This window comes from Janthinobacterium sp. GW822-FHT07A03, assembly GCF_058798815.1.
Genome location: NZ_JBXAKW010000001.1, coordinates 363025 through 387632, shown reverse-complemented (window position 1 = coordinate 387632; position 24608 = coordinate 363025). Strand labels below are relative to the sequence as shown.

Here is a 24608-nt window from a genome sequence, read left to right as displayed (position 1 = left end):
GACACAACAGAAATCGCCTGTTTCTTGATAATAAGGTAATGTGCGCATACATTGGGCGCCTTCGCCCTGCCCTTTCAGGAAAGCTACTCCATGTTTGGATTGATCACGCTGTTCATTCTTGGCTTGCTGATTGCCGCCTTTGTGCAGGCATTGCAATACCGCAGAAAGGTGGCCGATCTGGAGCTGCTGACGGCGCGCCTGCGCAAGGAAGTCAGCGGCATCCAGCAGCGCCTGCAAGCGCTGGAAGGCCAGGCCGACGCGCCAGTTGCCCCGCCCGCCGAAGAGAATTTTGTGCCGGCGCCTGTGCCTGTTTCCGCGCCGACGCCGGTGCCGCAAGCGGCCATGATCGAGCCGGTCGAACTGGCAAAGGCCGCGCCGGCAGTGCCAGCGCCAGCCCCGCCCATGCCTGCGCCGCCTCCCCCACCGGCTCCCGCCAAACCCGTCCCCGCCGCTCCCAACACCCCGTCCTGGATCGCGCGCCCGGATGGCCTGTTTGCCAAGGCGAAGAACTGGTTGTTTACCGGCAACCTGGTCGCCAAGCTGGGCTTGCTAATCCTCTTCCTCGGCGTCAGCTTCCTGCTCAAATATGTGTCGGCGCAGGTCACGCTGCCCATCGAACTGCGCCTGGCCGGCATCGCGCTGGCCGACATCGCCCTGCTGGCTTGGGCGTGGCGCATCCGCCTCAGCCGCCCCGGCATCAGCCTGCCGCTGCAGGGCACGGCGCTGGCGATATTGATGCTGGTGACATTCGGCGCCTTCCGCCTGTATGAACTGATCCCGGCGGGCCTGGCGTTTGCCATGCTGTTCGTGCTGACGGCGTTCACGTGTTTGCTGGCCGTGCTGCAAAACGCCGTCTGGCTGGCCGTCTTCGGCATCGTCGGCGGCTTTGCCGTGCCCCTGCTCGTGTCGACGGGCAGCGGCAACCATATCGGCCTGTTCAGCTATTACGCGCTGCTCAATGCGGGCGTCTTCGCCATCGCCCTGAAACGCGCCTGGCGCGTGCTGAATGTGCTGAGCTTTGGCTTCACCTTCGTCGTCGCCACCACCTGGGGCCTGCTGCGCTACACCCCGGACAACTACCTGTCGACGCAACTGTTTTTGATCCTGTTCGTGCTGTTCTATATCGGCATCGCGATCGCCTACTGCGCGCGCCAGGCGCCACGCCTCAAGCATTACGTGGATGGCACGCTCGTGTTCGGCACGCCGCTGGCGGCCATGGGCCTGCAATACGGCCTGGTCCGGCACTTTGAATTTGGCCTGGCGTTTTCCGCCCTGGCCGCCGGTTTGACCTACACGGGGCTGGCCGTGGCCCTGTGGCGCAGGAATGGCTTCAAACTGCTGGCCGAAGCCTTCCTCGCGCTGGGCATCGTCTTCGGCACGCTGGCCATCCCGTTTGCCCTCGACGGCCGCTGGACGTCGGCCGCCTGGGCGCTGGAAGGCGCGGGCATCGTCTGGGTCGGCTTGCGCCAGCGCCAGACCCTGGCCTGGGCCTTCGGCCTGCTGGTACAGGGGGCCGCGTGGATTTCCTTCCTCCTCGCCATGCAGGTACTCGATACGGCATCGGCCCTGCAGGCCAACATCTGGCTCGGCTGCGCGCTGCTGGCCGCCGCCGCGCTGGTGATGGCCTACAATTTTCGCCGCCATGGCAGCCCCTTGCATCCGGAGTTCATGAGCAGCATGTCCGTGCTGTTCCTGACGGCCGCCACGGCCTGGCTGCTGGGCGGCATCTGGAGCGAAATCCTGCTGCGAACGGATGCCGCCACGCAACTGAACCTGCTGACGATCAGCGCGCTGGCAGTGGCGGCCCTGCTGGCGGCGCTGGCGCGGCGTGAACAATGGCATGCGCCGCGCGCGCTGCTGCTGGCCGTGCAGGTACTGGCCGGCATGGTCATGCTCAGCCGCGCCAGCTGGGCCTGGGACCAGCATCCTGCCAGCCTGTTCGGCGGTTCCTTCCTCAGCGCCCTGCTGCTGGGCGCCGCCGCCTTTGCCAGCGCCCGTTTCCTGGCGTTGCGCGCGCGCGGCGGCGACGCGCTGCTGGCCCTGGTAGCGCGCCCGCTGCTGGTCTGGAGCGGCTTGCTGTGGTTTGCCGCCATCCTCATCCCGCTCGTCAGCTGGCTGCTGCGTCTGATCGACGGCGACCTGACCATGCAGCCGCACGCGGGCGAGCACTGGCTGGCGCTGTACCTGATCGCCGTGTGCGTCTCGACGCCCGTGTTCGCCATCCTGGCGCGGCGCCTGGATTGGCCGCAACTGCGCTGGTTGACCGTGGCCGCCTGGCTCGGCCTGGGCCTGTGGAGCGCCAACCTGCTGCTGGCGCTGTATGTGCGCGACTACCTGCCGACGGGCTTGAGCTGGCTGGCGCTGGCCTGCGCGCTGGCGGCCGGCGAATACCTGCTGCGGGCCTGGCCGCAAGCGGGCTGGCCACTCGACGTGCGCGCGCTGCGTCTGCTGCATACGCTGCGCACGGCCGCGCCATGGCTGATGCTGTGGCCCGTGGGCGCCATGCACGTCGGCGCCTGGCTGGCGCGCCACGAAGGCAGCGTCAGCCCCGCCTGGGCCCGCTACTTGCCGGCCTGGACCATGATGCTGGTACTGGCCTGGCTGATCCGCCGCTGCCGCGCTGGCGCCTGGCCGGTGGCGCCGATTGCCGCGTGGTACCAGCGCACCCTGATACCGTTGGGCGCGCTGTGGTCGCTGCTGCTGATCGCCGCCTGGAACCTCTTTGACGACGGTTCCATGGCGCCGCTGCCTTACTTGCCGTTGCTCAATCCGCTGGACCTGAGCACGGGCTTTGCCGTGCTGCTGGCCATGGCCAGCTACCGTTTATTCCCGGCCGGCCAGATCCCGCTGCCATCCCTGTGGCAAGCGCGCTTGCCCGTCGTGGCCGCGTGCTTGCTGTATGGCTGGTTCAACCTGATGCTGCTGCGCACGGTATCACACTACCTCGGCGTGCCCTACACCTTTGACGCCATGATGGCCTCGCAGTTCGTGCAAGCGATGCTGTCGCTGGTCTGGAGCGTCACGGCCCTGCTGCTGATGCGCCATTCGGCCCGCCATCAACGGCGCCAGCAATGGAGCATGGGCGCCGTACTGCTGGGACTGGTTGTCGTGAAACTGTTCCTGATCGACCTGTCGAACGTGGGCGGCATCGAACGCATCGTGTCTTTCGTGGGCGTGGGCTTGCTGATGGTCTTGATCGGCTACCTGGCGCCTTTCCCCAAGGCTGCCGCGCCAGCGCCGGCCGAACCAAACCCGGGAGCCGCATGAAACCCATATTGATCTGCTGCAGCCTGCTGCTGGCGGGTGCCGCGCTGGCCGCGCCTGGCCAGGACCGGCCGCAGGACTATCGCTGGAGCATCGCGTTGACGCCGCAGCCCGGTGCCGGCCTGAGCCGCTTAAGCGTCCCCACCGACGTGTACCTGCATGCGCGCTCGGCCAGCCTGGCCGACGTGCGCCTTTTCGACAGTACCGGCAAGCCGCTGGCCTTCGCCCTGACGGCCCCGCCCGCGCAATCGCGCACGCAACGCGACACGCTTGCCATGCGCATCTTTCCCGTCACCGGCAAAAATATCGGCTACTACGAACTGGACAACGTGGATATCCGTACCGGCAATGACGGCCGCCTACTGTCCGTCACGGCGCGTGGCGGCGGAACGCCCGACGCGACGCCGGGCTTGCAAGGACTGATCCTCGATGCGGGCCCGCCCGCCAAAGATAGCCGTATCGGCGCCCTGCATTTTACCTTGCCGCCAGGAACCGATAACTACAATGCGCAAGTACTACTGGAAGTAAGCGACGACCTGAAGCAATGGGATGCCATCGCCACCACCACCCTGAATTGGCTGCGCAACAGCGACACGCAAACCCTGGCCAACGACCGCATTGAATTCGCACCGCGTGCCTTCCGTTATGCGCGGCTGAGCTGGCAGTACGGTGATCCCATCACTTTCGCCGGCATCGCCGCGCAGCAAGTCAGTGTCACGGCCCTTGCCTCGCCGCGCGCCACCATCGCATTGAAAGGGACGGCGGGCAAGGACGTCGATGAGCGCCTGTATGCCACGCCGATCGCCATTCCCGCCGACAGCATCGGCTTGCAGCTGGCCGAAAGCAACACGTCCATGCCCGTCACCCTGGGCATATATCATCCGGCAAGCGAGGCGCCGCGCCAGCGCCTGCATCTGGGCCCGCGAGCACGCGCCACGCAGGCCGCCGATTTCGAACCATTGCTCAACACGACGTTCTATCGTATCAACATGGATGGCAAGGAACGTGCCTCCGGCGACTTGGCCATGCCAGTCGTGCAAACGGCGCAATGGGTGCTGCGGCCGCAATATCACAGCGGCACGAACCCGAACCTCAACTCCGTCTTGCGCCTTGGCTGGACACCGGCAAGCCTGGTGTTCCTGGCCAGCGGCAAGGGGCCGTATCAACTGGTCTTCGGCAGGAATGGCGCAACGCCAGCAGCGCTGCCGCTGTCGCAAGTCGCGCCCGGCTTCACACAGGAGGAATTGCTGGCGCTGCCTGTCGCCACGGCGGCCAGGGTAGTGGCGCTGACCAGCGAGGCCCCCATCGAGAAGACGCCCGACGGCGCAGGCTTGCGCCTGGCCGCACTGTGGGCGGCACTGCTGCTGGGCGTGGCCGTACTGGGCTTTTTCGCCTGGCGCCTGCTGACGCAAATGAAAGAGGAACAAGGCAGTACGGACAAGCAGGAACATTAGCCGCTTGAGCTCGGTACTCGCCGGCTCACTGCCGCAGCAGCGCCTTGAACGTCCGCGGCATCCACGGACGCGCCGCCAGCATGAAGCTGATGGCCAGACGCTCGTCACCAGGCAGGCGCGCGTCTTCCTGGTGCTGCTGCGAAAATTCCACCGCCACTTGCTTCAGGCGCTCCAGCAAAGCCGCTGTGGATTTCTTCGACAGCATCACATTCACCAGGCGCAGCAATTCCGTCTCGCCATCGAATTGCGAATTCAGATAGTCGCCATAGGCTTCCTGTTTGAAATACGTGTGGATGGGACCATTCGGTATCCACGCAAATGTGCGCGCCACCAGCAGTTTGACCCGGTTATTCGGCAGCAGTTCCAGGAAACCTATCTTGTCGAGACGCAGCAGGTATTTCACGGCTTGCGCTTCGCTGATGTCGTAGATGGCGACGATCTGCTCTAGCGGCAGCAGGTTCAGGGCGGAGACAGCCACCACGAACAGCCGGGTGTCCTCGATGATTTCCTTTTCCTGCGCATACGTCAGTCCCGTGATCAGGGTGGGCGCGGCCTGGGCTGACTGCACGGCCAGCGCCAGCTGCTGGAAATCGCTGCCGATGGCGACCAGGATCTGGTCCAGCCGTTGCAGGGTAAATTGTTTCTGCGAAAACATCCGCTTGACGCTGGCTTCGGACACGCCGATGCGCTGGGCCAGTTCGGCATACGTAACGGCGCGCGCTTTCAACAGGCGTTTCAGGGCCTCGATCAGGGCGTGGGTTTGCGGCATGCACTTCCTTTATAAAAATAACATGGATTCAGACGGCAAAAAAGTAGCGCAATACGCTACCTGCGGTATGCCTGCCCGCTACGAGTAGCGTTTCCATTGACCAATTGCCCACAGTCTACAATGATGGCGTTGCCACTTGGCACACTTGAAGGAGAAACACATGAAACGCCTGCTGCCCCTCTGCCTGTCCCTGTCGCTGCTGACGCTTTCCGTGGCCGCCCCCGGCCTGGTCCACGCCGCCGCCTCGGAGAATCTGTCGAAAGGCTCGCAAAACCTCAGCCAGGGTTCCGCCATCGTCGTCGCCGGTTCCATGTCGATGCTGGTCGCCTCCGGCCAGGTCGTCGTTGCCAGCGTGGAAACGGTGGGCGAAGGCATCGTCATCGTGCTGAAAGGCGCGTCCGAAGCGGGCGGCGCGTCCATCCAGATGAGCACGCAAGCGGCCAAGGGCCTGTCGCTGGCGGCCGGCACCGTGGTCAATGTGGTGGCGCTGTCCACCGGCCACATGCTGGTCCTGTCCGGCAAGGCCATCGCCTTCATCCCGAACGAACTGGGCAAGGCGCTGCTGCACCACTCCAAAGCGTAATACCGACAACAGGACCTCCATGAAACACATACTCGCCATGACCCTGCTGTGCGCCGCCGCCATGGCGCCGCTGGCCCAGGCCAACTCCGACACCACCAACGCCTCCGACAATGCCAGCATGGCCTCGGCCATCGTGCTGGTCGGCTCCATGTCGGTGCTGGCCGCCGCCGGTGAAATCGTCATCGACAAGGTGGAAGACGCGGCCGACGGCAGCGTGCTCGTGCTCAAAAGCGCGGCCAAGGGCGCATCGTCCGCCGCCACGGCTTCCGTCAAGCTGAGCCAGAAGGCCATGCAAGGCCTGTCGCTGGCGGCCGGCACGGTGGTCAACATCGTGGCCGTCTCGACGGGCCACATGCTGATGCTGTCGGGCAAGGCCATCGCCTATGTGCCGAACGCGGCCGGCAACGCCATCCTCCACCATTCGAAAGCGTGAACCCCATGAAACGCCTGACCGTCATTGTTCTCAGCCTGGCCCTGGCCGGCGCCGCCCATGCGGGGCGCTCGTGCGAGGAAAAGCAAACGGATGCGACCACCCTCGTGAAATCGATGGACCTGGCGCAAAAGACCCTGCAGGCGCTCGACGCTTCGGGCGCGCAGGTGGCGCTGGTGGCGCGCGCCGGGCAGGACCTGTCGAAGTACAATTTGCGCTATTCGCACATGGCGCTGGCCTGGCGCGACCACCCGAAGGGGCGCTGGCTGGTGGTGCATGAACTCAATGAATGCGGCACGGCGCAATCGTCGCTGTACAACGAAGGCTTGGGCAATTTCTTCATGGATGATGTGTTCATGTATGAAACCCTGATCCTGGTTCCCGGCCAGGATACGCAGCAGCAACTGGCGCGCCTGCTGACCAGCAACACGCCCAAGCGCCTGCATGAGCCGCACTACAATATGCTGGCCTACCCGTTTTCCACCAAGTACCAGAACTCGAACCAGTGGGTGCTGGAAACCCTGGCCGCCGCCAGCAACGAGCCTGGCAAGATCGAAACGCGCGCCGAAGCGCAAGGCTGGCTGCGCAGCGCCAGCTACGCGCCGCAAACGCTGAGCATCCCCGCCGCCACGCGCCTGGGCGCGCGCATGTTCCGCGCGAATATCGCCTTCGACGATCACCCGTTCGAGCGCCGCATGACGCGCCAGATCGACGTCGTCACCGTCGACTCCATCGTGCGCTTCATGCGCCAGCGCGAGCCGCAGGTGCAGGAGATCGTCGTGCGGAACTAAGGACGCTGCAGCCGCCGGAACAGCGGACCTGTCAGCAATACCAGCACCACCATGCGCGCCACGTGAAACGCCGTGACGATGGGCACGCCCAGATGCAGGGTCTTGGCCGTCAGCGACATTTCCGCGATGCCGCCGGGCGAAGTGGCCAGGATGGCCGTGCCGGGGTGGATGCCCAGCCAGTGCGCCAAGCCCAGTCCGAAGGCGGCCGCCAGCAGCACCATCAGGACACTGCACAGGGCAACGCCGGCCAGGTAGCGGGGCGCCGCATGCAGGAAGGCGGGGCTCAAGCGCGTGCCCAGGGCGATGCCGATGAACAGCTGGCCCGCGCGTATCATCCATTCGGGCAGGCGCGACAGATGGATGCCGCACGCCGTCAGCAGCAGCGCGGCCAGCAGCGGGCCGATGACCCAGGCATTCGGCAACTGGCCCCGCTTGAAGGCGATGGCCGCCAGCACCGTGATGCCGACCAGCAACGCCAGCCCGCCATAGTCGACCAGCGCGGCGCCCGGCACGAAGCTTTCATGCCCGGCGGCCAGGCCATGGCTGCCCCAGTAGCGCACGCCGAACGGGATGGTGGCCACCACCAGCATCATGCGCAGGCTGTGCGCGGCGGCGACCTTGCCCACGTCGGCGCCATGGCGCTCGCTCTGTACAGCCATTTCGGAAGCGCCGCCGACGGCCATGGCAAAGAAGGCAGTGGCCTGGTCTACGCCGGAAAGGCGCCGCAGCAGCATGGCGCCGGATACCCCCAGCGCCAGCGCGAACAGCACGGCGCCGGCGATCCACGGCATATAGACAATGAGGACGGCCAGCACGGGCGCCGTGAAATACAGGCCCAGGGCCGTGCCGATGGCCCACTGGCCCGCCTCGCGCACGCGCACGGGGCAGGCCAGTTCGCGCCCTGCCAGGCGCAGGGCGGCCGTGGCAAACAGGGGGCCGATCATCCACGGCAGCGGCGTGTGCAGCCACAGGCAGATGGCGGCGCCCGCCAGCCCGGCGGCCAGCGCGGCAGCAAAGGCGCGCCAGCGGGGCCACCACGGCACCGTTAAAACACCCAGAGCTTATCGGCCGGCATGTGCAGCCAGTACTTGCCCGCTTCGAGCTTGTGGCGCGAATACGCGCGCAGGCTGATGTTCTCGGCGCCGCCGCGCTCGAACAGGCATTCCCAGCGGTCGCCCAGGTACATGCAGGTCAGCAGCGGCAGCTCGATGGCGTTGTCCACCTGCGTGGCGCTGATCTTCACTTCCTCGACGCGTATCATGGTCGTCACTTCCGTGCCCACGTTGGCGCCGCGCGCCACGCCCTGCATGGAGGCGCCATCGACCAGCAGGCGCACCTGGTTCTCTTCGCGCTGCACCACCTTGCCGGGCAGACGGTTGTTGCTGCCCATGAATTCGGCAGTAAACAGGGTGTCCGGCGTTTCATACATGCTTTGCGGCGTGCCCTGCTGCTCGATCTTGCCGTTATTGAGCAGCAAAATACGGTCGGAAATGGCCATCGCCTCGCCCTGGTCATGCGTCACCATCAGGGCGGACAAGCCCAGGCGCACTATCAGTTCGCGCAGGAAGGCGCGCGCTTCCTCGCGCAGCTTGGCGTCCAGGTTCGACAGCGGTTCGTCGAGCAGGATCACGGGCGGGTTGTACACCAGCGCACGGGCGATCGCCACGCGCTGCTGCTGGCCGCCGGACAACTGATGCGGATAGCGTTCGCCCAGATGCCCCAGGCCCAGCTGCGTCAGCACTTCCTTGATGCGCGCGGCGATCTCCGTGCTGCCCATCTTGCGCAACTTGAGGCCGTAGGCGACGTTGTCGAAGACGGTCTTGTGCGGCCACAGCGCATACGACTGGAACACCAGTCCCAGGTTGCGGTGTTCGGCCGGCATCTCGAAGTGCTGCGCGCCGTCGAAGACATTGCGCTCGCCGATCTGGATCGTGCCCGCCTTCGGGCTTTCCAGCCCCGCAACGGCGCGCAGCAAGGTGGTCTTGCCGCTGCCCGAAGGCCCCAGCAGGGCGACCACTTCGCCTTTTTTCAGGTGCATCGAGACACCCTTCAGGATCTGGTTAGCGGCAGCGCCCGTGCCGTAGTCCAGGTGCAATTCATTGACGGTCAATTCATTCATGATGTGGTCTCAGTTTCTAATTAGTTATGCAACTTCACGCCGAAGCGCAGCGCGATGCCCAGGCCGATGGCCACCAGGGTGATATTGATGAAGGACAGCGCCGCCACCAGGTCGGTCGAGCCGCCGGCCCACAGCGACACCAGCATGGCGCCGATCACTTCCGTGCCCGGCGAGAGCAGGTACACGCCCGTCGAATATTCGCGCTCGAAGATCAGGAACACCATCAGCCAGGCGCCCAGCAAGCCGTATTTGATCAGCGGCAGGGTCACGTCGCGCGTCACCTGGCCGCGGCTGGCGCCGACGGCGCGCGCCGCCTCTTCCAGCTCCGGCCCCACCTGCAGCAGCGCCGTGGAAATGAGGCGCATGCCGTAGGCCATCCACACCACCGAATACGCGAGCCACAGCGCGAAGATGGTCGAGCGCAGTTCGCGCAGCACGGGGATCACATGACCGCTCAGCCACAGGGCCACGCCGTTGTCCATGCCTTTCAATATGCCGTCGAGCCAGGCCGGCACGAACAGGAACACCCACAAAAAGGAGAGGCCGGCCAGCAGGCCCGGCACGGCGCGCGGCACCAGCACGCTGTAGTCGAGCAGGCGCGTGATGCCGTCCTGCTTGCGGTGCATGGCCAGCGCGATGAAGCTGTAGCAGCCCACGGCCAGCGCGCCGCCAACGACACCGATCAGGATGGTGTTGACGATGCCGCGCACCAGCGAAGGCTGGTCGAAAATGTCGCGGAAATGCTGCAAGGTCAATACGTCGGCCAGGTGCACGCCCTCGCCCCAGTACTGCACGAAGGAGCGCAGCACGATGCCCGTCAACGGCAGGATGATGGTGAAGATCAGCCAGCCGGCCAGCAAGGCAAACGCCAGCCACTTCCAGCGGCCCAGCGGCATGGCCTTGCTGCGCGCGCCCTTGCCCTTGATCGACACATATTTGTTGGCCGATTTCAGCAGCCAGCGCTGGATCATCACCAGCGGCATGGTCACCATTACCAGGCAGACGGCGACGGCGGCCATCAGGTGGTACGACGGCGTACCGAGCTTGTTCGTCAGCTTGTACAGATAGGTCGGCAGCACCAGATGGCCCTCCGGATCGCCGAGCACCAGCACCAGGCCGAACACTTCGAAGCCGAGGAAGAACACCAGCACGCCCGCATACGCCAGCGCCGGCATGATCATCGGCAGCGACACATTGAGCATCACCTGGATCGGCGAGGCGCCGGCCACGCGGGCCGCTTCTTCCACGTCCGAGCCCAGGCTTTTCAGGGCCGAGGAGGCGTACAGGTAGACGTGCGGCACGTGCGTCAGGCCGGCGATGATGACGATACTGGTGAAGGAGTAAATATTCCAGGGCACGAAGCCGAGCAGCTCCTTGGCCCAGATCGAGTAAAAGCCCACGGGCCCCATCGAGACGACATAGCCGAAGCCCATCACCATCGGCGACACAAAGATCGGCACCAGCAGCATCGGGGCCACCCAGCCGCGGCCAGGCAGGTCCGTGCGCACCATCAAAAAGGCCAGCATGCCGCCCAGCGGCACAGCGATGACGGTCAGGCCGAAGGCCAGCATCAGGCCATTCTTGAAGGCCATGGCGAAATCGGGATCATCGAAGATGAAACGGTAGGAATCAAAGCCAAATTCGCGCACGGGCATGAAAAACGGCGCGTTCAAAAAGCTCTGGTAAAAAATCAGGAACAGCGGCAGGAAAATGGCGACCAGCGTGATCGCCACGACCACGCCGCGCGGCCAGTTCAGGCGCGACAAGGGAGAGCGCGACCGTGCGGGCAGCGGCAAGATGGCAGTTTGCATGATGAATCCAATGAATGAAGGGTACGGCGTGCGCCCGCAAGCCAGGCTCGCGGGCGGCCAAGACGGCATTGGCTATTTTTACTTCTTGCCGGCGGTCTCTTTCCACTGCTTCAGGAACGCCATGCGCTTGGCAGGTCCCAGAAATTGCAGGATGATCGGGTGCACGGGAATCGGCTTGACGTTGGCCGCGCCGATTTCCTTGATCAGTTCCGCCGATGTCGTTTCGCCGGTGACGTCGGCGCGGATGGCGAACAGCTTGGCGCCGTTGGCGATGATGGTCTGGCCGCGGTGCGACAGGATGTAATCGAGCCACAGCTTGCTGGCGTTGACGTTCTTCGCATTCTTGTTGATGAACTGCACGCGCGAAAGGATCAGCGTGTAATCCTTGGGCAGTACCACGCCGATCGACGGGTCGGTCTTGGCGCGCACCAGTGCGTAGGAGCCCAGCACGTTGTAGCCGATCAGGTTTTCACCGGACGAAATACGCTCCATCATGGTGCCGGTCGACGACTGCACGCGCACCTTGGCCGTGCCGAAGGCGTTTTGCAGGGCCAGGAACTGCGGATATTCCTTCGCATCCTGCGCCATGAACATGAAGCCGACGCCCGATTTTTCGATATCGTAGGTGGTGACCTTGTCCTTGAATTTAGGCGTGGCGATCAGCTTGACGAAGTCGTCGTGATTCTTCGGCACTTCCTTCGGATCGAGCAAACGCTTGTTGTAGACGATGGCGGCCGGCTCGAACGTGGTGCCGTAAGCCTGGTCGTCCCACATGGCCCAGCCGGGAATCTTCGCCGCTTCGACCGACTTGTATTTCAGAGCGTAGCCGTCGGAGGCCAGGCGCATCTGCAAGTCCATCGCCGACGACCACATCACGTCGGCCGTATTGCCGCCGGCGGCCACTTCGGAAATGAAGCGGTTATACACTTCCGTCGAATTCATGTCGTTGTATTCGACCGAGATGCCGGGATACAGCGTGCTGAAATCCTTGATCAGCGGTGCGGCCGCCTTGCTGTCGGTGGCGCTGTAGATCACCACCTTGCCTTCCTTCTTGGCCGCGTCGATGATCTTCTGGTAGTCGGCCGGATAGCCGGCTGGCACTTGCGCAAAGGCGGCGCCGGCCAGACTGGCAAACGCGGTGGCAAGGGCAGCTTGAAGCAGGGTCTTGGTTTGCATGGGATTGTCTCCGTCTATGAATAGGTTTTTTAATAGGATGTCGTTCAGCGCATTAATCCGAGCTCGGTGGCCTGTCGCGCATACTCGTCGACCGCCTTCCTGACATACGCGGTCAGCTTCGGCCCCGTCAGCGCGAACGGGTACAGGCCTGCCTGCGCGCGCCATTCGGCGAACTGCGGCGTGGCCATGGCGCGGTCAAAGGTGGCCACCCAACGCTGGTAGTCCGCCTCCGGCACCTGCGGCCCCATCCACACGCCGCGGATGATGGGCCATACCACATCGATACCCTGCTCACGCGCCGTCGGCACGCCGGCCAGCACGCCCGGCAGGCGTTTTTCCGACAGCACCGCCAGCACACGTGCGTGATTGGCGCTGGCGTTCAGGGTGGCTTCGGACGTATCGCCCGAGACCACCTGCACGTAATCGGCCTGCATCGCTGTAAACACCTCGCCGCCGCCTTCGAGCGCGACGAAGCGCAGTACTTTCGGGTCGATGCCGGCATGGCGCGCCACCAGCGCCATCTTCAGCCAGTCCTGGCTGCCGATGGTGCCGGAGACGCCGATCAGCACCGTGTCCGGATGCTGGCGCAATGCCGCGATCAAATCACCCAGCGTCTTGTAGGGCGAATCGTTGCGCACGGCGATCATGCCGTAGTCGGCGCCCAGCGCCGCCACCCAGCGCACGTCGCCCGCCTTGGCGTTGCCGAACTTGCCCTGCGCCAGGTTGAGCAGCGAACCGCCCGAAAAGGCCACCAGGGTGTTCGGCTCCGCGCGGCGGCGCTGCGAGCCCATCGAGTGCCAGGCCACGGCGCCGATGCCGCCGGGCAGATAGCTGATGCGCATCGCATTTGCCACGCTACCGGCCACGCCTGCCACGCCCTCCTGCGCTAGGCCTTTTTTCGCCAGCTTGCAGGTCAGATCCATGGCGCCGCCCGGCTTGGACGGCACCACGCACTCGGCCGATGCCGACGCCGCCGCAAGGGCGGGCAACAGGCACAGCAGCGACAGGAACAGGGAGCGCAGCATCGTCATGGCTTAGAAGCGGTGCTGGATGCCAGCGATCACGCCGCGCTGGGTGTCGCCGAAACCGGCATCGTCACGCGACAGGCTGACCAGCTGATTGTGCTTGGCCTTGGCGTAAGCGCCTGCCACATACAGGTCGGTGCGCTTGGACAGGGCATAGCGCACGCGCGCCACATACATGATCGGATCGGCATCGAGGTTGGCGGCTACGTTTTTCACGTCCTGGTAGTAGATCACGCCCGTCAGGGTGATGACCGGCGTGGTCTTGTAGCTGACGCCGCCCCAGTACAGGGTGCCGCGCACATCAGGCTTGCCGGCTGCCGCAGGATCGAGCTTGTAGTCGCGCGCGGCCGCCTGCACCTTCCACGGGCCGTCGTCGTACATGGCGCCCAGGTGGTACACGACGTTCTTGTCGCGCGCGCCGCCGGCAATCGCATTGCCGTTGACCCGCTCATACGTGGCCAGCAGGCTGACGGGACCCGTCGTGTAGGTAACGGCGGTCGACAGCTTGGCGCTGTCCGAATTGCCCGTCGACTGTTCGCCGAAGCCGTACGATGCGCCGTAGCTGAAGCCCCCCGTCTTGCCAGAGTACTTGACCATATTGTCGAAGGCCGTCGTCATGCCGTATTTGCTCGGGCCCGTCGCGTTGGCCGAAGTGGCCCACGAGTAGAACGGCGCATAGGCCATCGGATCGAACGGCAGCACGAAGTCGTACACGGTAGTGAACGAGCGTCCTAGCACGACGCGGCCGAACGCGCCTTCCAGGCCCACATTGGCCTGGCGCTTGAACAGCGCGCCATCGGCCGCGCCCGTGTCGACCAGGATACCGCCTTCCAGATTGAAGACGGCTTTCAGGCCGCCGCCCAGGTCTTCGCTGCCCAGGATGCCCCAGCGCGACGTGTTCATGCCGCCGGAGCTCACCTGCGTCATCGAGCTTTTGTTCGGACCGGCGTTGCTGGTGTTGCTGATGCCGGCGTCCAGGCGGCCGTACAGGGTGACGTTCGACTGAGCGTGGGCGCTGCCGGCAGCGGCGAGTACCGCCATGGCGGCCAGCGAGAATGCAGTTTTCTTCATGTAGAGTGTCTCCCTTAGATATAGTTATTAGTGATATGCCTGATCAATTTCATGAATCAGGATCACACTATATGATCGCGATCCTTTCAATTCGCTTTCAGACTGACAGGTGTCGCCGGCCAGCCACAAGCAATACCAACAAATTCATTGCGTCCCCTGTCGGTACGGCGCCGGCAGGCTTACACTGCACCAATTCAAACGAATGGCGGAGACCATGCGCATATTATTAGTGGAAGACCATCTGGAGCTGTCGCACTGGCTGGCAAAGGCCCTGCGAGACGCGCACCTGACGGTTGAGACCGCCCACAACGGCGCCGATGCCGACGCCCTGCTGCATACGCAGGAATATTCTTTGGTGCTGCTCGACCTGACCCTGCCGAAGATGGACGGCCTGGACGTGCTGCGCCGCCTGCGCGCACGCGGCGGCACGCGCGGCAAGACTCCCGTCATGATACTCACGGCGCGCGGCGGCCTCGATGAAAAAGTGCAGGGCCTGAACCTGGGTGCGGACGACTACATGGCCAAGCCGTTCGAACTGGCCGAACTGGAAGCGCGCGTAAAGGCCCTGCTGCGCCGCAGCCAGGGCAACGAAGCGCTGGTGCACACCTGCGGCGCGCTCAGTTTCGATACCGTCACGCGCATGTTCAGCTATGCCGGCGCCCCTTTTCCCCTGACGCCGCGTGAGCACGCCGTGCTCGAGGCGCTGATCACGCGCTCGGGGCGCGCCGTGTCGAAGGAAAAGCTGTTCGACGAAGTGTTCGCGCTGGCCGACGACGCCAACCTGGACGCCATCGAACTGTATATCCACCGCGTACGCAAGAAACTGGAAAGCGGCGTGGAAAGCGGCTCGCCCGACGGCGCCGTCATCACCACCCTGCGCGGCATCGGCTACCTGCTGCAGCCGCGCAGCGCGATGGCGCCGGCCACGCCAAAATGAGCGCTGTCACGCCGCGCCTGCCCCTGTTCAAGCGCCTGCGCCGGCGCTGGGCGCAGGGCCGGCCGCTGGGCAGCCTGCGCAGCCAGCTGCTGCGCTGGCTGCTCATCCCGCTGGTGATGCTGGTGCTGCTCGATGCCGTTTTTGTCTACCGCAACGCGCTCGACGCGGCCGACATGGCCTACGACCGCTCGCTGCTGGCGTCGACGCGGGCACTGGCCGAGCGCGTCTCCATCGTCAACGGCAAGGTCGTGGCCGAAGTGCCTTACGTGGCGCTCGACAGCTTCGAGACCGACACCCTGGGCCGCATCTACTACAAGGTCACGGGCATCAACGGCGAACTGGTGTCGGGCTATGGCGACCTGCCGCCCGTGCCGAAAAACGTGCCCCGCTCGCAGAATTATCCGGCACTGGTGCGCTTCTACCACGCCGACTACCACGGCAAGCCGATCCGCATCGCCGCCCTGCTGCAGCCCGTGTATGACGACTCGATGCGCGGCATCGCCCTGATCCAGGTGGCCGAAACGCTGGACGCGCGGCGCGGCCTGTCGAACCAGATCCTGTTCGATACCCTGAGCTGGCAGGCGGCGATGATACTGGTGATGGGCGCCCTCGTGTGGTTTGCCGTGCGCCTGGTGCTGCGCCCGCTGATGCGCTTGAAAACGGAAGTCGAGACGCGCACCCTGTCCGACCTGTCGGACGTCGACCCCACCTTGGTGCACAAGGAAATGCGCCCGCTGGTGAGCGCCATGAACGGTTCGATGTCGCGCCTGCAGCAGCTGATCGCCAGCCAGCGCCGCTTCATCGCGGACGCCTCGCACCAGCTGCGCACGCCGTTGACGGTGCTGAAAACCCAGGCCGAACTGGCCATGCGCGAATGCGACCGCCAGGCGGGCGCGCCGCCGGACATCGCCGCCCTGCGTGACATTGTGCGTTCGATCGCCGCCACCACCGATTCCACCGTGCTGTTGGCCAACCGCCTGCTGACCCTGGCACGCATCGAGCATGGCGGCGACAGCCTGGCCATGGACACCGTCGCGCTGCGCGACGTGGCGCAGCAGGTGGGGCTGGAAATGGCCATGGCCGCCGTCGGCAAGCATATCGACCTGTCGCTGGAAGCACCCGACGAGGCGCCCGTGCATGGCCAGGCCCTGCTGCTGCATGAACTGGTGGCCAACCTGGTCGACAACGCCCTGCGCTACACGCCGCAGGGCGGCAGCGTGATCCTGCGCGTGCGCGCGGCGCAGGCAGCGAACGGACACGAACACGGCGCCGTGCTGGAAGTGGAAGACAGCGGCAAGGGCATCCCGCTGGCCGAGCACGAGCGCGTGTTTACGCCGTTCTACCGGGTCGGCGCGGCGCTCGAGAGCAACCCGGGTGGCGCCGGGCTGGGCCTGGCCATCGTGCGCGACATCGCCGCCCTGCACGGCGCGCGGCTGGAACTGGCCACGGCGGCGAATGGGCATGGACTGAAGGTCAGCGTACATTTCGGCGCCGCCGCATGAAGGGCGGCGCCTGGCCAGGCCGGCCCGGCAGTGCTGGCCGCTAGGCCCCGTGCGTGCGGAACCAGTCGGCGGCATGGCCGACGGTACGGTCCACCACGTCGGGCTGCTCGTAGTACTGGAAGTGATGCGTGCCGTTTTCCCAGATCAGCTTTTTGTCTTCCGTCGGAATCGACTCGAAATGCCGCCGGGCCGATGCCGGGTTCATGCAGGTATCGGAATGCACGACCAGAGCCGGCTTTTTGAGCCTGGCCACGCCAGGCACGGTCGTGTAGGCGAAGTGATCGAGATCGCTCATGATGGCGTAGCGGTTATCCCAGCCCTTCAGCGTCCACGGTCCATACCAGCTCCACACGAGAGGCCCCGGCAAGCCGGCATTGGATCCGGCAACCGGGTCGCCCAGATCGGGAGAGACCAGCGGCTGATATACGACCGTGCCGTTCGCCTCGTATTCCGCCTTCGCCGCGCGGGCACGCTCCAGGCGTGCCGCCAGCAAGGCTTCCAGCTGGGCCGTCGTCGGTGCGCTGGCGACGTCGAAAGGATTCTCGGTGACGCCGGCGGCGATCATGAACAGATCCGTTTCGCGGTCGCGGTAGTAGCCCGTGACCGAGGCGACCGCCTTGACGCGGTCTTCATACGAGGCGATGTCGAGCATCTCCGGACCGCCCTGGCACACGCCGAGCAGAAAGACGCGGGCCGGGTCCACATCGTCGCGGGCCAGCAGGTAGTCGAGCGCCGCCACCACATCCTCATTTTTCATCTGCGGGTTTTCCAGCCGTCGCGGCATGCCGCCGCTCTCGCCCACCGTGCGCGGATCGAAGGCCAGCGCGGCAAAGCCCTCGTCGGCCAGGCGCGTGGCGTACTGGGTCGGCGCCTGCTCCTTGGAAAACGAGTAAGGACCCAGGATCACGACGACGGGAAATGGTCCCTGGCCCTTGGGGCGGTAAAGCACGCCGACCACATCGTCGCCATGCGATTTGAACGTCACCTTCTCGGGCAGATAATTGCCGTGTGTGGACATGGGTTCCTCCAAAGTTGTCAGTTCATTCAGTATATGAGACACTGATTAGCAAAACTATCTCCACAATTCTTTACACACCAATGAGCAATACTCATCAATTGAATGGCACGGATCTCTTTACGCTGGACGTATTTCTGACGGCGGCCAGGCATTGCAACTTCCGTGCGGCAGCGGTGGAACTCGACGTCACGCCATCGGCCATCAGTCATTCGGTGAAAACCCTGGAGCAGCGGCTGGGCATACGCCTGTTCAACCGGACCACCCGCAGCGTGTCGCTGACCGATGCGGGCGAACGGCTGGCAGCCCGGCTGCGGCCCGCCCTGTCGTCGATCGCCGAGGCGATCGGGGAAGTCGATGAGCAGCGCGCGGCGCCCAGCGGCACGGTGCGCATCAATGCCAGCGAGGGCGCGATCCGCATGATCCTGCGGCCGGTACTGGCGCGCTTCCTGCGCACCTACCCGCAAGTGCATCTCGATATCGTCACCGATGGAAAGCTCAGCGATATCACCGCCGGCGGCTTCGACGCGGGCATACGGCTGGTCGAGGCCGTGCCGCAGGACATGGTGATGATACGGCTGACCGACACGGTGCGCTTCGCCGCGGTGGGCGCACCCGCCTATTTCGCCGCGCGCGGCCGCCCCGGCGTGCCGCAAGACCTGCTGCGGCACGACTGCATCCGCTTTCGCTTCGACAGCGGGGCGATCTACCGCTGGGAATTCGAACATCGGGGCACTGTTGAAACGATCAATGTCACCGGCCCCCTCACCCTGACCGACCACCCCCTGATGGTCGATGCCGCCATCGACGGCATCGGCATCGCCTTCGTGCCCGAACACCTGGCGCTCGATGCGCTGCGCGATGGCCGGCTGGAACGGGTACTCGACGACTGGTGCCCCGGCATGCCGGGCCTGGCGCTGTACTATCCGGGCCACCGCCATGTATCGGCCGGGCTGCGCGCGCTGATCGCCGCAATCCGCCAGCCGCAATGACATATGCGTTCCGGGCGCATGGCGCCGGCGCAGGCGCGGTGCTACTATCGCGTCCTGAGATTTTAAGGAAGGCCCATTGCCATGATGACCAAAGAAGATGTAACCGAACTGTTTGCCAATATCGCCGAGAACGCGCCGTGGGATCTGTCCCAGCCGCTGCTGTGGGGCTATTACTTCACCAACCCGACCTCCGAACCGCTGGAACAGGCTGCCACCCTGTTGGCGCTGCAGGGCTACCGCCCCGTGGAACTGTACCAGCCGGAACTAGACGACCCGGCCGCCGCCCCCGTGTGGGTGCTGCACGTGGAAAAGGCCGAAGTGCATGGCGTCGACAGCCTGCACGCGCGCAATGGCGAATTGATGGCATTTGCGCAGGACAACCAGCTGGCCAGCTATGACGGCATGGATGTGGGCCCCGTCGGCGCGCCCGATGTGCCGCAGCTGTAACACCGTTCGCAGATAAAAAACGGCGCCCGCGGGCGCCGTTTTTCATGGATCGCTGAAAACGCTCAGCTGAGGTTTTCCAGGCGGATCTTGGTGACCGTGCCCACCACGCTGTTCAAGGCTTCCATCTTCTCGATGGCGGCCGTGACGTTCTTTTCCTGCGTCTGGTGCGTCAGCATGATGATGTCCGTATGCGTCTCGCCCTCAGCCGGCTCTTTTTGCAGCATGGCGTCGATCGAGATGCCGCGCTCGGCCAGGATGCGCGTCAGGTCGGCCAGCACGCCCGGCTGGTCGGCCACGTGCATGCGCAGGTAGTAGCTGGTGGTGATTTCCGACATCGGCAAGATCGCGATATCGGTCATCGCGTTCGGCTGGAACGCCAGGTGCGGCACGCGGTGTTCCGGATCGGCCGTGGCCAGGCGCGTGATGTCGACCAGGTCGGCGATCACCGACGAGGCGGTCGGCTCGGCGCCCGCGCCGCGGCCCGAGTACAGGCTGGCGCCGACGGCGTCGCCGTGCACCAGCACCGCGTTCATGGCGCCTTCCACGTTGGCGATCAGGCGCTTGGCCGGAATCAGGGTCGGATGCACGCGCAACTCGATGCCTTCCACGCCGTTGACGGTGGCGCGTTTGGTGATGCCCAGCAGCTTGATGCGGTAGCCCAGCTGCTCGGCATAGCGGATGTCGACGGCATTGAGGTTGCTGATGCCTTCCACGTAGGCCTTGTCGAACTGCACCGGGATGCCGAAGGCGATGGCCGACATGATGGTGGCCTTGTGCGCGGCGTCGACGCCTTCGATGTCGAAGGTGGGGTCGGCTTCCGCGTAGCCGAGTTCCTGCGCCTGTTTCAGCACTGTGGCGAAATCGAGGCCCTTGTCGCGCATTTCGGACAGGATGAAATTGGTGGTGCCGTTGATGATGCCGGCGATCCATTCGATGCGGTTGGCCGTCAAGCCTTCGCGCAGCGCCTTGATGATGGGGATGCCGCCGGCGACGGCTGCCTCGAAGGCCACCATCACGCCCTTGTCCTGCGCGGCGGCGAAGATTTCGTTGCCGTGTACAGCCAGCAGGGCCTTGTTGGCCGTGACCACGTGCTTGCCGTTGGCGATGGCCTGCATCACCAGGGTTTTCGACAGGTCGTAGCCGCCGATCAGTTCGACGACGATGTCGATCTCGGGATCGTTGACGATCAGGTAAGGATCATTGACGACCTTGCAGCCGCCGGCGACCAGCGCTTCGGCGCGCGCCACGTCGCGCACGGCGACGGCGACGACGTCAATGCCGCGGCCCGCGCGGCGCTTGATTTCTTCCTGATTACGTTTCAGGACGCTGAACGTGCCGTAACCGACATTGCCCAGGCCCAGCAGGCCGATCTTGATGGATTTCATAGTTGTGCTTGACTGCTCATAAGTGGCGCCCCCTTGGGCGGCGCCAGGTTGATCGGTATTGCTACTGACTCTCAGCCGCGGCCGTGACGCTTGCGATAGCCTTCCAGGAAGCGCGCGATGCGCCCCATGGCCTCGGTCAGGTCATCGGAGTTGGGCAGGAAGACGACGCGAAAATGGTCGGGCGCGATCCAGTTGAAGCCCGTGCCCTGCACGATCAGGACCTTGGCTTCGGCCAGTAATTCATAGGCAAACTGCTGGTCGTCGGCGATCGGGTAGATCTCCGGGTCCAGGCGCGGGAACATGTACAGCGCGGCCTTCGGCTTGACACAGGTGACGCCCGGAATATCGGTCAGCAGCTTGTGCGCCAGGTCGCGCTGTTTCAACAGGCGCCCGCCGGGCCCCACCAGGTCTTGTATGCTCTGGTAGCCGCCAAGCGCCGTCTGGATGGCAAATTGCCCCGGCGCGTTGGCGCATAGCCGCATCGAAGCCAGCATGTTGAGGCCCTCGATGTAATCTTTGGCGTGACGCTTTTCGCCCGAGACCACCATCCAGCCGGAACGGTAGCCGCACGAGCGGTAATTCTTCGACAGGCCGTTCATGGTAATGAACAGCACGTCGTCGGCCAGCGAGGCGATCGACACGTGCTCGGCTTCGTCGTACAGCACCTTGTCGTAGATCTCGTCGGCGAAAATGATCAATTGATGCTGGCGCGCCAGTTCGACGATCTGCAGCAGCACGGAAACCGGGTACAGCGCGCCCGTCGGGTTGTTCGGGTTGATGACGACGATCGCCTTGGTCTGCGGCGTGATCTTGCGACGCATGTCCTCGATGTCGGGATACCACTCGTTCTGCTCGTCGCACACATAATGCACGGGATTGCCGCCGGACAGGCTGACGGCGGCCGTCCACAACGGGTAATCGGGCGCCGGCACCAGCACTTCATCGCCACTGTTGAGCAGGGCGTTCATCGACATGACGATCAATTCGGAAGCGCCATTGCCCAGGTAAATGTCATCGATGGTCACGCCGGCGATATTCTTGCCCTGCGTGTAGTGCATGACGGCCTTGCGCGGCGCGAACATGCCTTTCGAGTCCGTATAGCCAGCCGCGTTCTGCAGATTGAGCATCATGTCGCGCACGATCTCGTCGGGCGGATCGAAGCCGAATACGGCCAGATTGCCGATATTGAGCTTGGTGATCTTGTGGCCTTCTTCTTCCATTTGCCTGGATTTTTCCAGGACCGGGCCGCGGATGTCGTAGCAGACGTCCGCCAATTTATTCGATTTCTGAATCGGTCGCAAAATAAATCCCTGTCGTGATGCGGCGCGGAGACTTGAGCTTGCAGCGTGGCCGCCGCGCCAGAACTATGAACCCGTGAAACTGCGATGCGAAAGACTGCAAGGCGAAAACAACCATTCTCGCCGAAAACAGGCCATTTTATCAAATTAAACATGGCGAACTGCAGCATTTGACGCCGATTCTGCCACGCTGGCGCAGCCGGACGACAATCCGGGAGCGCGCCATCTTCATCTTCCCTTAATCTTGCAGCATTACCATGGCGCAGGCATGCACCGCCACTGTGGCGCCGAACATTGCAATTTGGAAAGGATATTGCTTTTCAGTCGCTCTTTTCTGTCATTTATGGCATGCTTACGCCCTTGGCCGCGGCACCCAGTTTGGCCGCGCGCGTACCGATCAACCGACACGACCAGCCCCGATATCGCCATGAAACTCCACGCCAGCAGCACCCAACAATACCAGACTGTCACCGGCTATGACGAAAACGGCGTCGAGATCAATGCCCAGCCGTTCAACTACAGCCTGATCGTCATGCCGGAAATGCCGCCACGGGCGTGGGAGGTGGACAGTTTCGAACAATTGAACGAGGCGCATTTCGCACAGATCCTGGCCGATGCGCCCGACGTGGTCATCCTCGGCACGGGCGAGCGCCAGCGCTTCGTGCATCCGAAGCTGACGGCCGCGCTGACCATGCGCCGCATCGGCGTCGAATGCATGGATAGCCAGGCCGCCTGCCGCACCTACAATATCCTCATGGGCGAAGGCCGCAAAGTCACCCTGGCCCTGATCCTGGCCCCGGCCGCAGGCAAGGCCGCATGAAAATCAATGTCAACGAGCTGCACTCGTCGCGGGTGCTGATGTGGTCCCTGCTGAGCATCTTCATCGTCGTCACCCTGTATGCGCTGGGCGTGCGCACCCTGGTACCGCCCGACGAGGGCCGCTACGCCGAGATGGCGCGCGAAATGTTCGTCACGGGCGACTGGATCACCACGCGCCTGAACGGCATCAAGTACTTTGAAAAGCCGCCGCTGCAAACGTGGATGAATGCGCTGACCTTCGCCGCCTTCGGCCTGGGCGAGTGGCAGGCACGCCTGTGGACTGGGCTGTGCGGCATCATCGGCGTGTGCATGACGGCCTATGCGGGCAAGAAAGTCTTCGGTCCGCGCGTGGGCCTGTATGCGGGCCTGGTGCTGGCGTCGAGCCTGTTCTGGCTCGCTTCCGGCCAGATCAATTCGCTGGACATGGGTCTGTCGGGCATGATGACCCTGACCCTGGGCAGCTTGCTGATCGCCCAGCGCGACGACGCCACGGCGCTGGAACGGCGCAACTGGATGCTGGCCTGCTGGGCCGCCATGGCGCTGGCCGTGCTGGCCAAGGGCCTGATCGGCATCGTGCTGCCGGGCGCCGTGCTGGTGCTGTATTCGCTGTGCGCGCGCGACTGGCGCATCTGGACGCGTCTGCACCTGGTCAAGGGCTTGCTGGTGTTCTTTGCCATCGCCACGCCGTGGTTCGTGCTGGTCGCCCTGCGCAATCCGGAGCAGCCGCATTTCTTCTTCATCCACGAGCATTTCCAGCGTTTCCTGATGAAGGGGCACAAGCGCGAAGGCGCCTGGTACTACTTCCTCGTGCTGCTCATTCCCGGCATCCTGCCATGGATAGGCCTGCTGCCGCAAAGCCTGGCCGCCGCCTTCCAGCGCCAGCCGGGCGCCTTCCAGCCCCGCTTGATGCTGCTGGTCTGGGCCGTGTTCATTTTCTTCTTCTTCAGCTATTCGACCTCGAAGCTGCCCGGCTATATCGTGCCCATCTTCCCGGCGCTGGCCTTGCTGGTGGCGCTGTACCTGGAATCGGCCTCGCGCCGCCAGCGCCTGTTCGCGGCCGGCCTGCTGTGCGTGCTGGGCGCGGCCATCCTGATCGGCGGACCGATCGCGTTCGGCAAGGCCAGCGCGCGCGATCCGGCAGCACTGATCGCATTGAAAGGCTACCAGCCATGGCTGATGGCGGCCGGCTTCTTCGCCCTGGCCGGCGGCGCCCTGGCCTTGCTGCATGCGCGCCAGTTGCGCCGCGATATGACCGTGCTGACGATCGCCGGCGCCGGCTTCCTGGCCACGCACTGCATCCTGGCCGGCTCCGAACTGTATGGCCAGAACCGCGCAGGCACCGACATGCTGCCGCAGATCCAGGCGGAACTGACGGCCGATACCAAGCTCTATTCGGTCGGCATCTATGAACAGTCGCTGACGTACTACCTGCAGCGGCCCGTGATCCTCGTCGATTACTGGGATGAATTCACGTTTGGCCTGAAACAGCAGCCCGAACTGTCGATCCCGACCATCGAGCCTTTCATCACGCAGTGGACGAACGACGCCAACGCCGGCGTGCACGACATGGCTATTATCAGCCTGGGCCGTTACAAGGAATTGCAAGAGCGCGGCGCGCCCATGCGTGTCATTGCCGAGGATGCGCGCCGCATGGTCATTGCCAACAAATAAAGAGGTAACTGGGGCGCGAGGCAGCATGGATCGCGCCCCCGGCCAGCTT

At 64.4% G+C, this 24608-nt stretch carries 21 protein-coding genes; 11 read left to right on the top strand and 10 right to left on the bottom strand.

Annotated features, from left to right (window positions below; translation table 11 throughout):
- Nucleotides 1–90: 90 nt before the first annotated feature.
- Nucleotides 91–3267: a DUF2339 domain-containing protein gene (locus AC1RJW_RS01710; protein ID WP_493042937.1), complete on the top strand. Its 3177-nt coding sequence runs from the start codon at nucleotides 91–93 to the stop codon at nucleotides 3265–3267.
- Nucleotides 3264–4718 carry a DUF3999 family protein gene (locus tag AC1RJW_RS01705; protein ID WP_493042936.1) on the top strand — a complete coding sequence of 485 codons (1455 nt, stop codon included), beginning with the start codon at nucleotides 3264–3266 and terminating at the stop codon, nucleotides 4716–4718. Before AC1RJW_RS01710 ends, AC1RJW_RS01705 begins: the two co-directional genes overlap by 4 nt.
- 25 nt (nucleotides 4719–4743) lie before the next feature.
- On the opposite strand, the gene AC1RJW_RS01700 is transcribed toward AC1RJW_RS01705, so the two are convergent.
- Nucleotides 4744–5487, bottom strand: a complete 744-nt coding sequence (locus AC1RJW_RS01700) for a helix-turn-helix domain-containing protein (RefSeq protein ID WP_493042933.1) — start codon at nucleotides 5485–5487, stop codon at nucleotides 4744–4746.
- 160 nt (nucleotides 5488–5647) lie between these two features.
- Between AC1RJW_RS01700 and AC1RJW_RS01695 the strand changes: the two genes are divergently transcribed.
- The 3 genes from AC1RJW_RS01695 to AC1RJW_RS01685 are packed head-to-tail and all read left to right on the top strand — an operon-like array spanning nucleotide 5648 to nucleotide 7291.
- On the top strand, nucleotides 5648–6070 hold the full coding sequence (locus AC1RJW_RS01695) for a hypothetical protein (protein WP_326456809.1): 423 nt from the start codon (nucleotides 5648–5650) through the stop codon (nucleotides 6068–6070).
- Between the two features lie 19 nt (nucleotides 6071–6089).
- On the top strand, nucleotides 6090–6503 hold the full coding sequence (locus AC1RJW_RS01690; protein ID WP_493042932.1) for a hypothetical protein: 414 nt from the start codon (nucleotides 6090–6092) through the stop codon (nucleotides 6501–6503).
- Nucleotides 6504–6508: 5 nt separating this feature from the next.
- Nucleotides 6509–7291 carry a DUF2145 domain-containing protein gene (locus tag AC1RJW_RS01685; protein WP_493042931.1) on the top strand — a complete coding sequence of 261 codons (783 nt, stop codon included), beginning with the start codon at nucleotides 6509–6511 and terminating at the stop codon, nucleotides 7289–7291.
- Here the strand turns inward: AC1RJW_RS01685 and AC1RJW_RS01680 are convergent.
- The 6 genes from AC1RJW_RS01680 to AC1RJW_RS01655 form a co-directional block, all read right to left on the bottom strand.
- A complete protein-coding gene (locus AC1RJW_RS01680) occupies nucleotides 7288–8334 on the bottom strand; it encodes an AbrB family transcriptional regulator (protein WP_493042930.1) in 1047 nt (348 codons plus the stop codon). The two genes, AC1RJW_RS01685 and AC1RJW_RS01680, sit on opposite strands and share 4 nt — an antisense overlap.
- A 2-nt stretch (nucleotides 8335–8336) precedes the next feature.
- A complete protein-coding gene (locus AC1RJW_RS01675; RefSeq protein WP_493042928.1) occupies nucleotides 8337–9410 on the bottom strand; it encodes an ABC transporter ATP-binding protein in 1074 nt (357 codons plus the stop codon).
- Nucleotides 9411–9430: 20 nt separating this feature from the next.
- Nucleotides 9431–11221, bottom strand: coding sequence for an ABC transporter permease (locus tag AC1RJW_RS01670; RefSeq protein WP_070290558.1), 1791 nt, complete (start codon nucleotides 11219–11221; stop codon nucleotides 9431–9433).
- Nucleotides 11222–11299: 78 nt separating this feature from the next.
- A complete protein-coding gene (locus AC1RJW_RS01665; protein ID WP_493042925.1) occupies nucleotides 11300–12397 on the bottom strand; it encodes an ABC transporter substrate-binding protein in 1098 nt (365 codons plus the stop codon).
- A gap of 44 nt (nucleotides 12398–12441) precedes the next feature.
- The gene (locus AC1RJW_RS01660; RefSeq protein WP_493042924.1) at nucleotides 12442–13428 is read right to left on the bottom strand and encodes a Bug family tripartite tricarboxylate transporter substrate binding protein; all 987 of its coding nucleotides are present in this window, start codon (nucleotides 13426–13428) and stop codon (nucleotides 12442–12444) included.
- Nucleotides 13429–13431: 3 nt separating this feature from the next.
- Nucleotides 13432–14493 (bottom strand): porin, encoded by a 1062-nt coding sequence (locus AC1RJW_RS01655; protein ID WP_493042922.1) that lies wholly within the window; start codon nucleotides 14491–14493, stop codon nucleotides 13432–13434.
- Nucleotides 14494–14707: 214 nt separating this feature from the next.
- Here AC1RJW_RS01655 and AC1RJW_RS01650 point away from each other — a divergent pair, with 214 nt between their 5' ends.
- Both AC1RJW_RS01650 and AC1RJW_RS01645 read left to right on the top strand, forming a co-directional pair.
- Nucleotides 14708–15430 carry a response regulator gene (locus AC1RJW_RS01650; RefSeq protein ID WP_493042920.1) on the top strand — a complete coding sequence of 241 codons (723 nt, stop codon included), beginning with the start codon at nucleotides 14708–14710 and terminating at the stop codon, nucleotides 15428–15430.
- On the top strand, nucleotides 15427–16932 hold the full coding sequence (locus tag AC1RJW_RS01645; protein WP_493042918.1) for a sensor histidine kinase N-terminal domain-containing protein: 1506 nt from the start codon (nucleotides 15427–15429) through the stop codon (nucleotides 16930–16932). Before AC1RJW_RS01650 ends, AC1RJW_RS01645 begins: the two co-directional genes overlap by 4 nt.
- A gap of 40 nt (nucleotides 16933–16972) precedes the next feature.
- On the opposite strand, the gene AC1RJW_RS01640 is transcribed toward AC1RJW_RS01645, so the two are convergent.
- Nucleotides 16973–17950, bottom strand: a complete 978-nt coding sequence (locus tag AC1RJW_RS01640) for an alpha/beta hydrolase (protein WP_493042916.1) — start codon at nucleotides 17948–17950, stop codon at nucleotides 16973–16975.
- 80 nt (nucleotides 17951–18030) lie between these two features.
- On the opposite strand from AC1RJW_RS01640, the gene AC1RJW_RS01635 reads away from it, so the two are divergent.
- Together AC1RJW_RS01635 and AC1RJW_RS01630 are read left to right on the top strand one after the other, a co-directional pair.
- Nucleotides 18031–18939: a LysR family transcriptional regulator gene (locus AC1RJW_RS01635; protein ID WP_493042914.1), complete on the top strand. Its 909-nt coding sequence runs from the start codon at nucleotides 18031–18033 to the stop codon at nucleotides 18937–18939.
- Between the two features lie 81 nt (nucleotides 18940–19020).
- A complete protein-coding gene (locus AC1RJW_RS01630) occupies nucleotides 19021–19386 on the top strand; it encodes a ribonuclease E inhibitor RraB (RefSeq protein ID WP_493042912.1) in 366 nt (121 codons plus the stop codon).
- Between the two features lie 62 nt (nucleotides 19387–19448).
- On the opposite strand, the gene AC1RJW_RS01625 is transcribed toward AC1RJW_RS01630, so the two are convergent.
- Both AC1RJW_RS01625 and AC1RJW_RS01620 read right to left on the bottom strand, forming a co-directional pair.
- The gene (locus AC1RJW_RS01625) at nucleotides 19449–20771 is read right to left on the bottom strand and encodes a homoserine dehydrogenase (RefSeq protein WP_070219142.1); all 1323 of its coding nucleotides are present in this window, start codon (nucleotides 20769–20771) and stop codon (nucleotides 19449–19451) included.
- Nucleotides 20772–20842: 71 nt separating this feature from the next.
- Nucleotides 20843–22072 carry a pyridoxal phosphate-dependent aminotransferase gene (locus AC1RJW_RS01620; RefSeq protein WP_034750427.1) on the bottom strand — a complete coding sequence of 410 codons (1230 nt, stop codon included), beginning with the start codon at nucleotides 22070–22072 and terminating at the stop codon, nucleotides 20843–20845.
- 424 nt (nucleotides 22073–22496) lie between these two features.
- On the opposite strand from AC1RJW_RS01620, the gene AC1RJW_RS01615 reads away from it, so the two are divergent.
- Together AC1RJW_RS01615 and AC1RJW_RS01610 are read left to right on the top strand one after the other, a co-directional pair.
- Nucleotides 22497–22889 carry an Mth938-like domain-containing protein gene (locus AC1RJW_RS01615; protein ID WP_493042908.1) on the top strand — a complete coding sequence of 131 codons (393 nt, stop codon included), beginning with the start codon at nucleotides 22497–22499 and terminating at the stop codon, nucleotides 22887–22889.
- Nucleotides 22886–24559: a glycosyltransferase family 39 protein gene (locus AC1RJW_RS01610; RefSeq protein ID WP_493042907.1), complete on the top strand. Its 1674-nt coding sequence runs from the start codon at nucleotides 22886–22888 to the stop codon at nucleotides 24557–24559. The genes AC1RJW_RS01615 and AC1RJW_RS01610 overlap by 4 nt, the downstream gene beginning before the upstream one ends.
- Nucleotides 24560–24608: the final 49 nt, after the last annotated feature.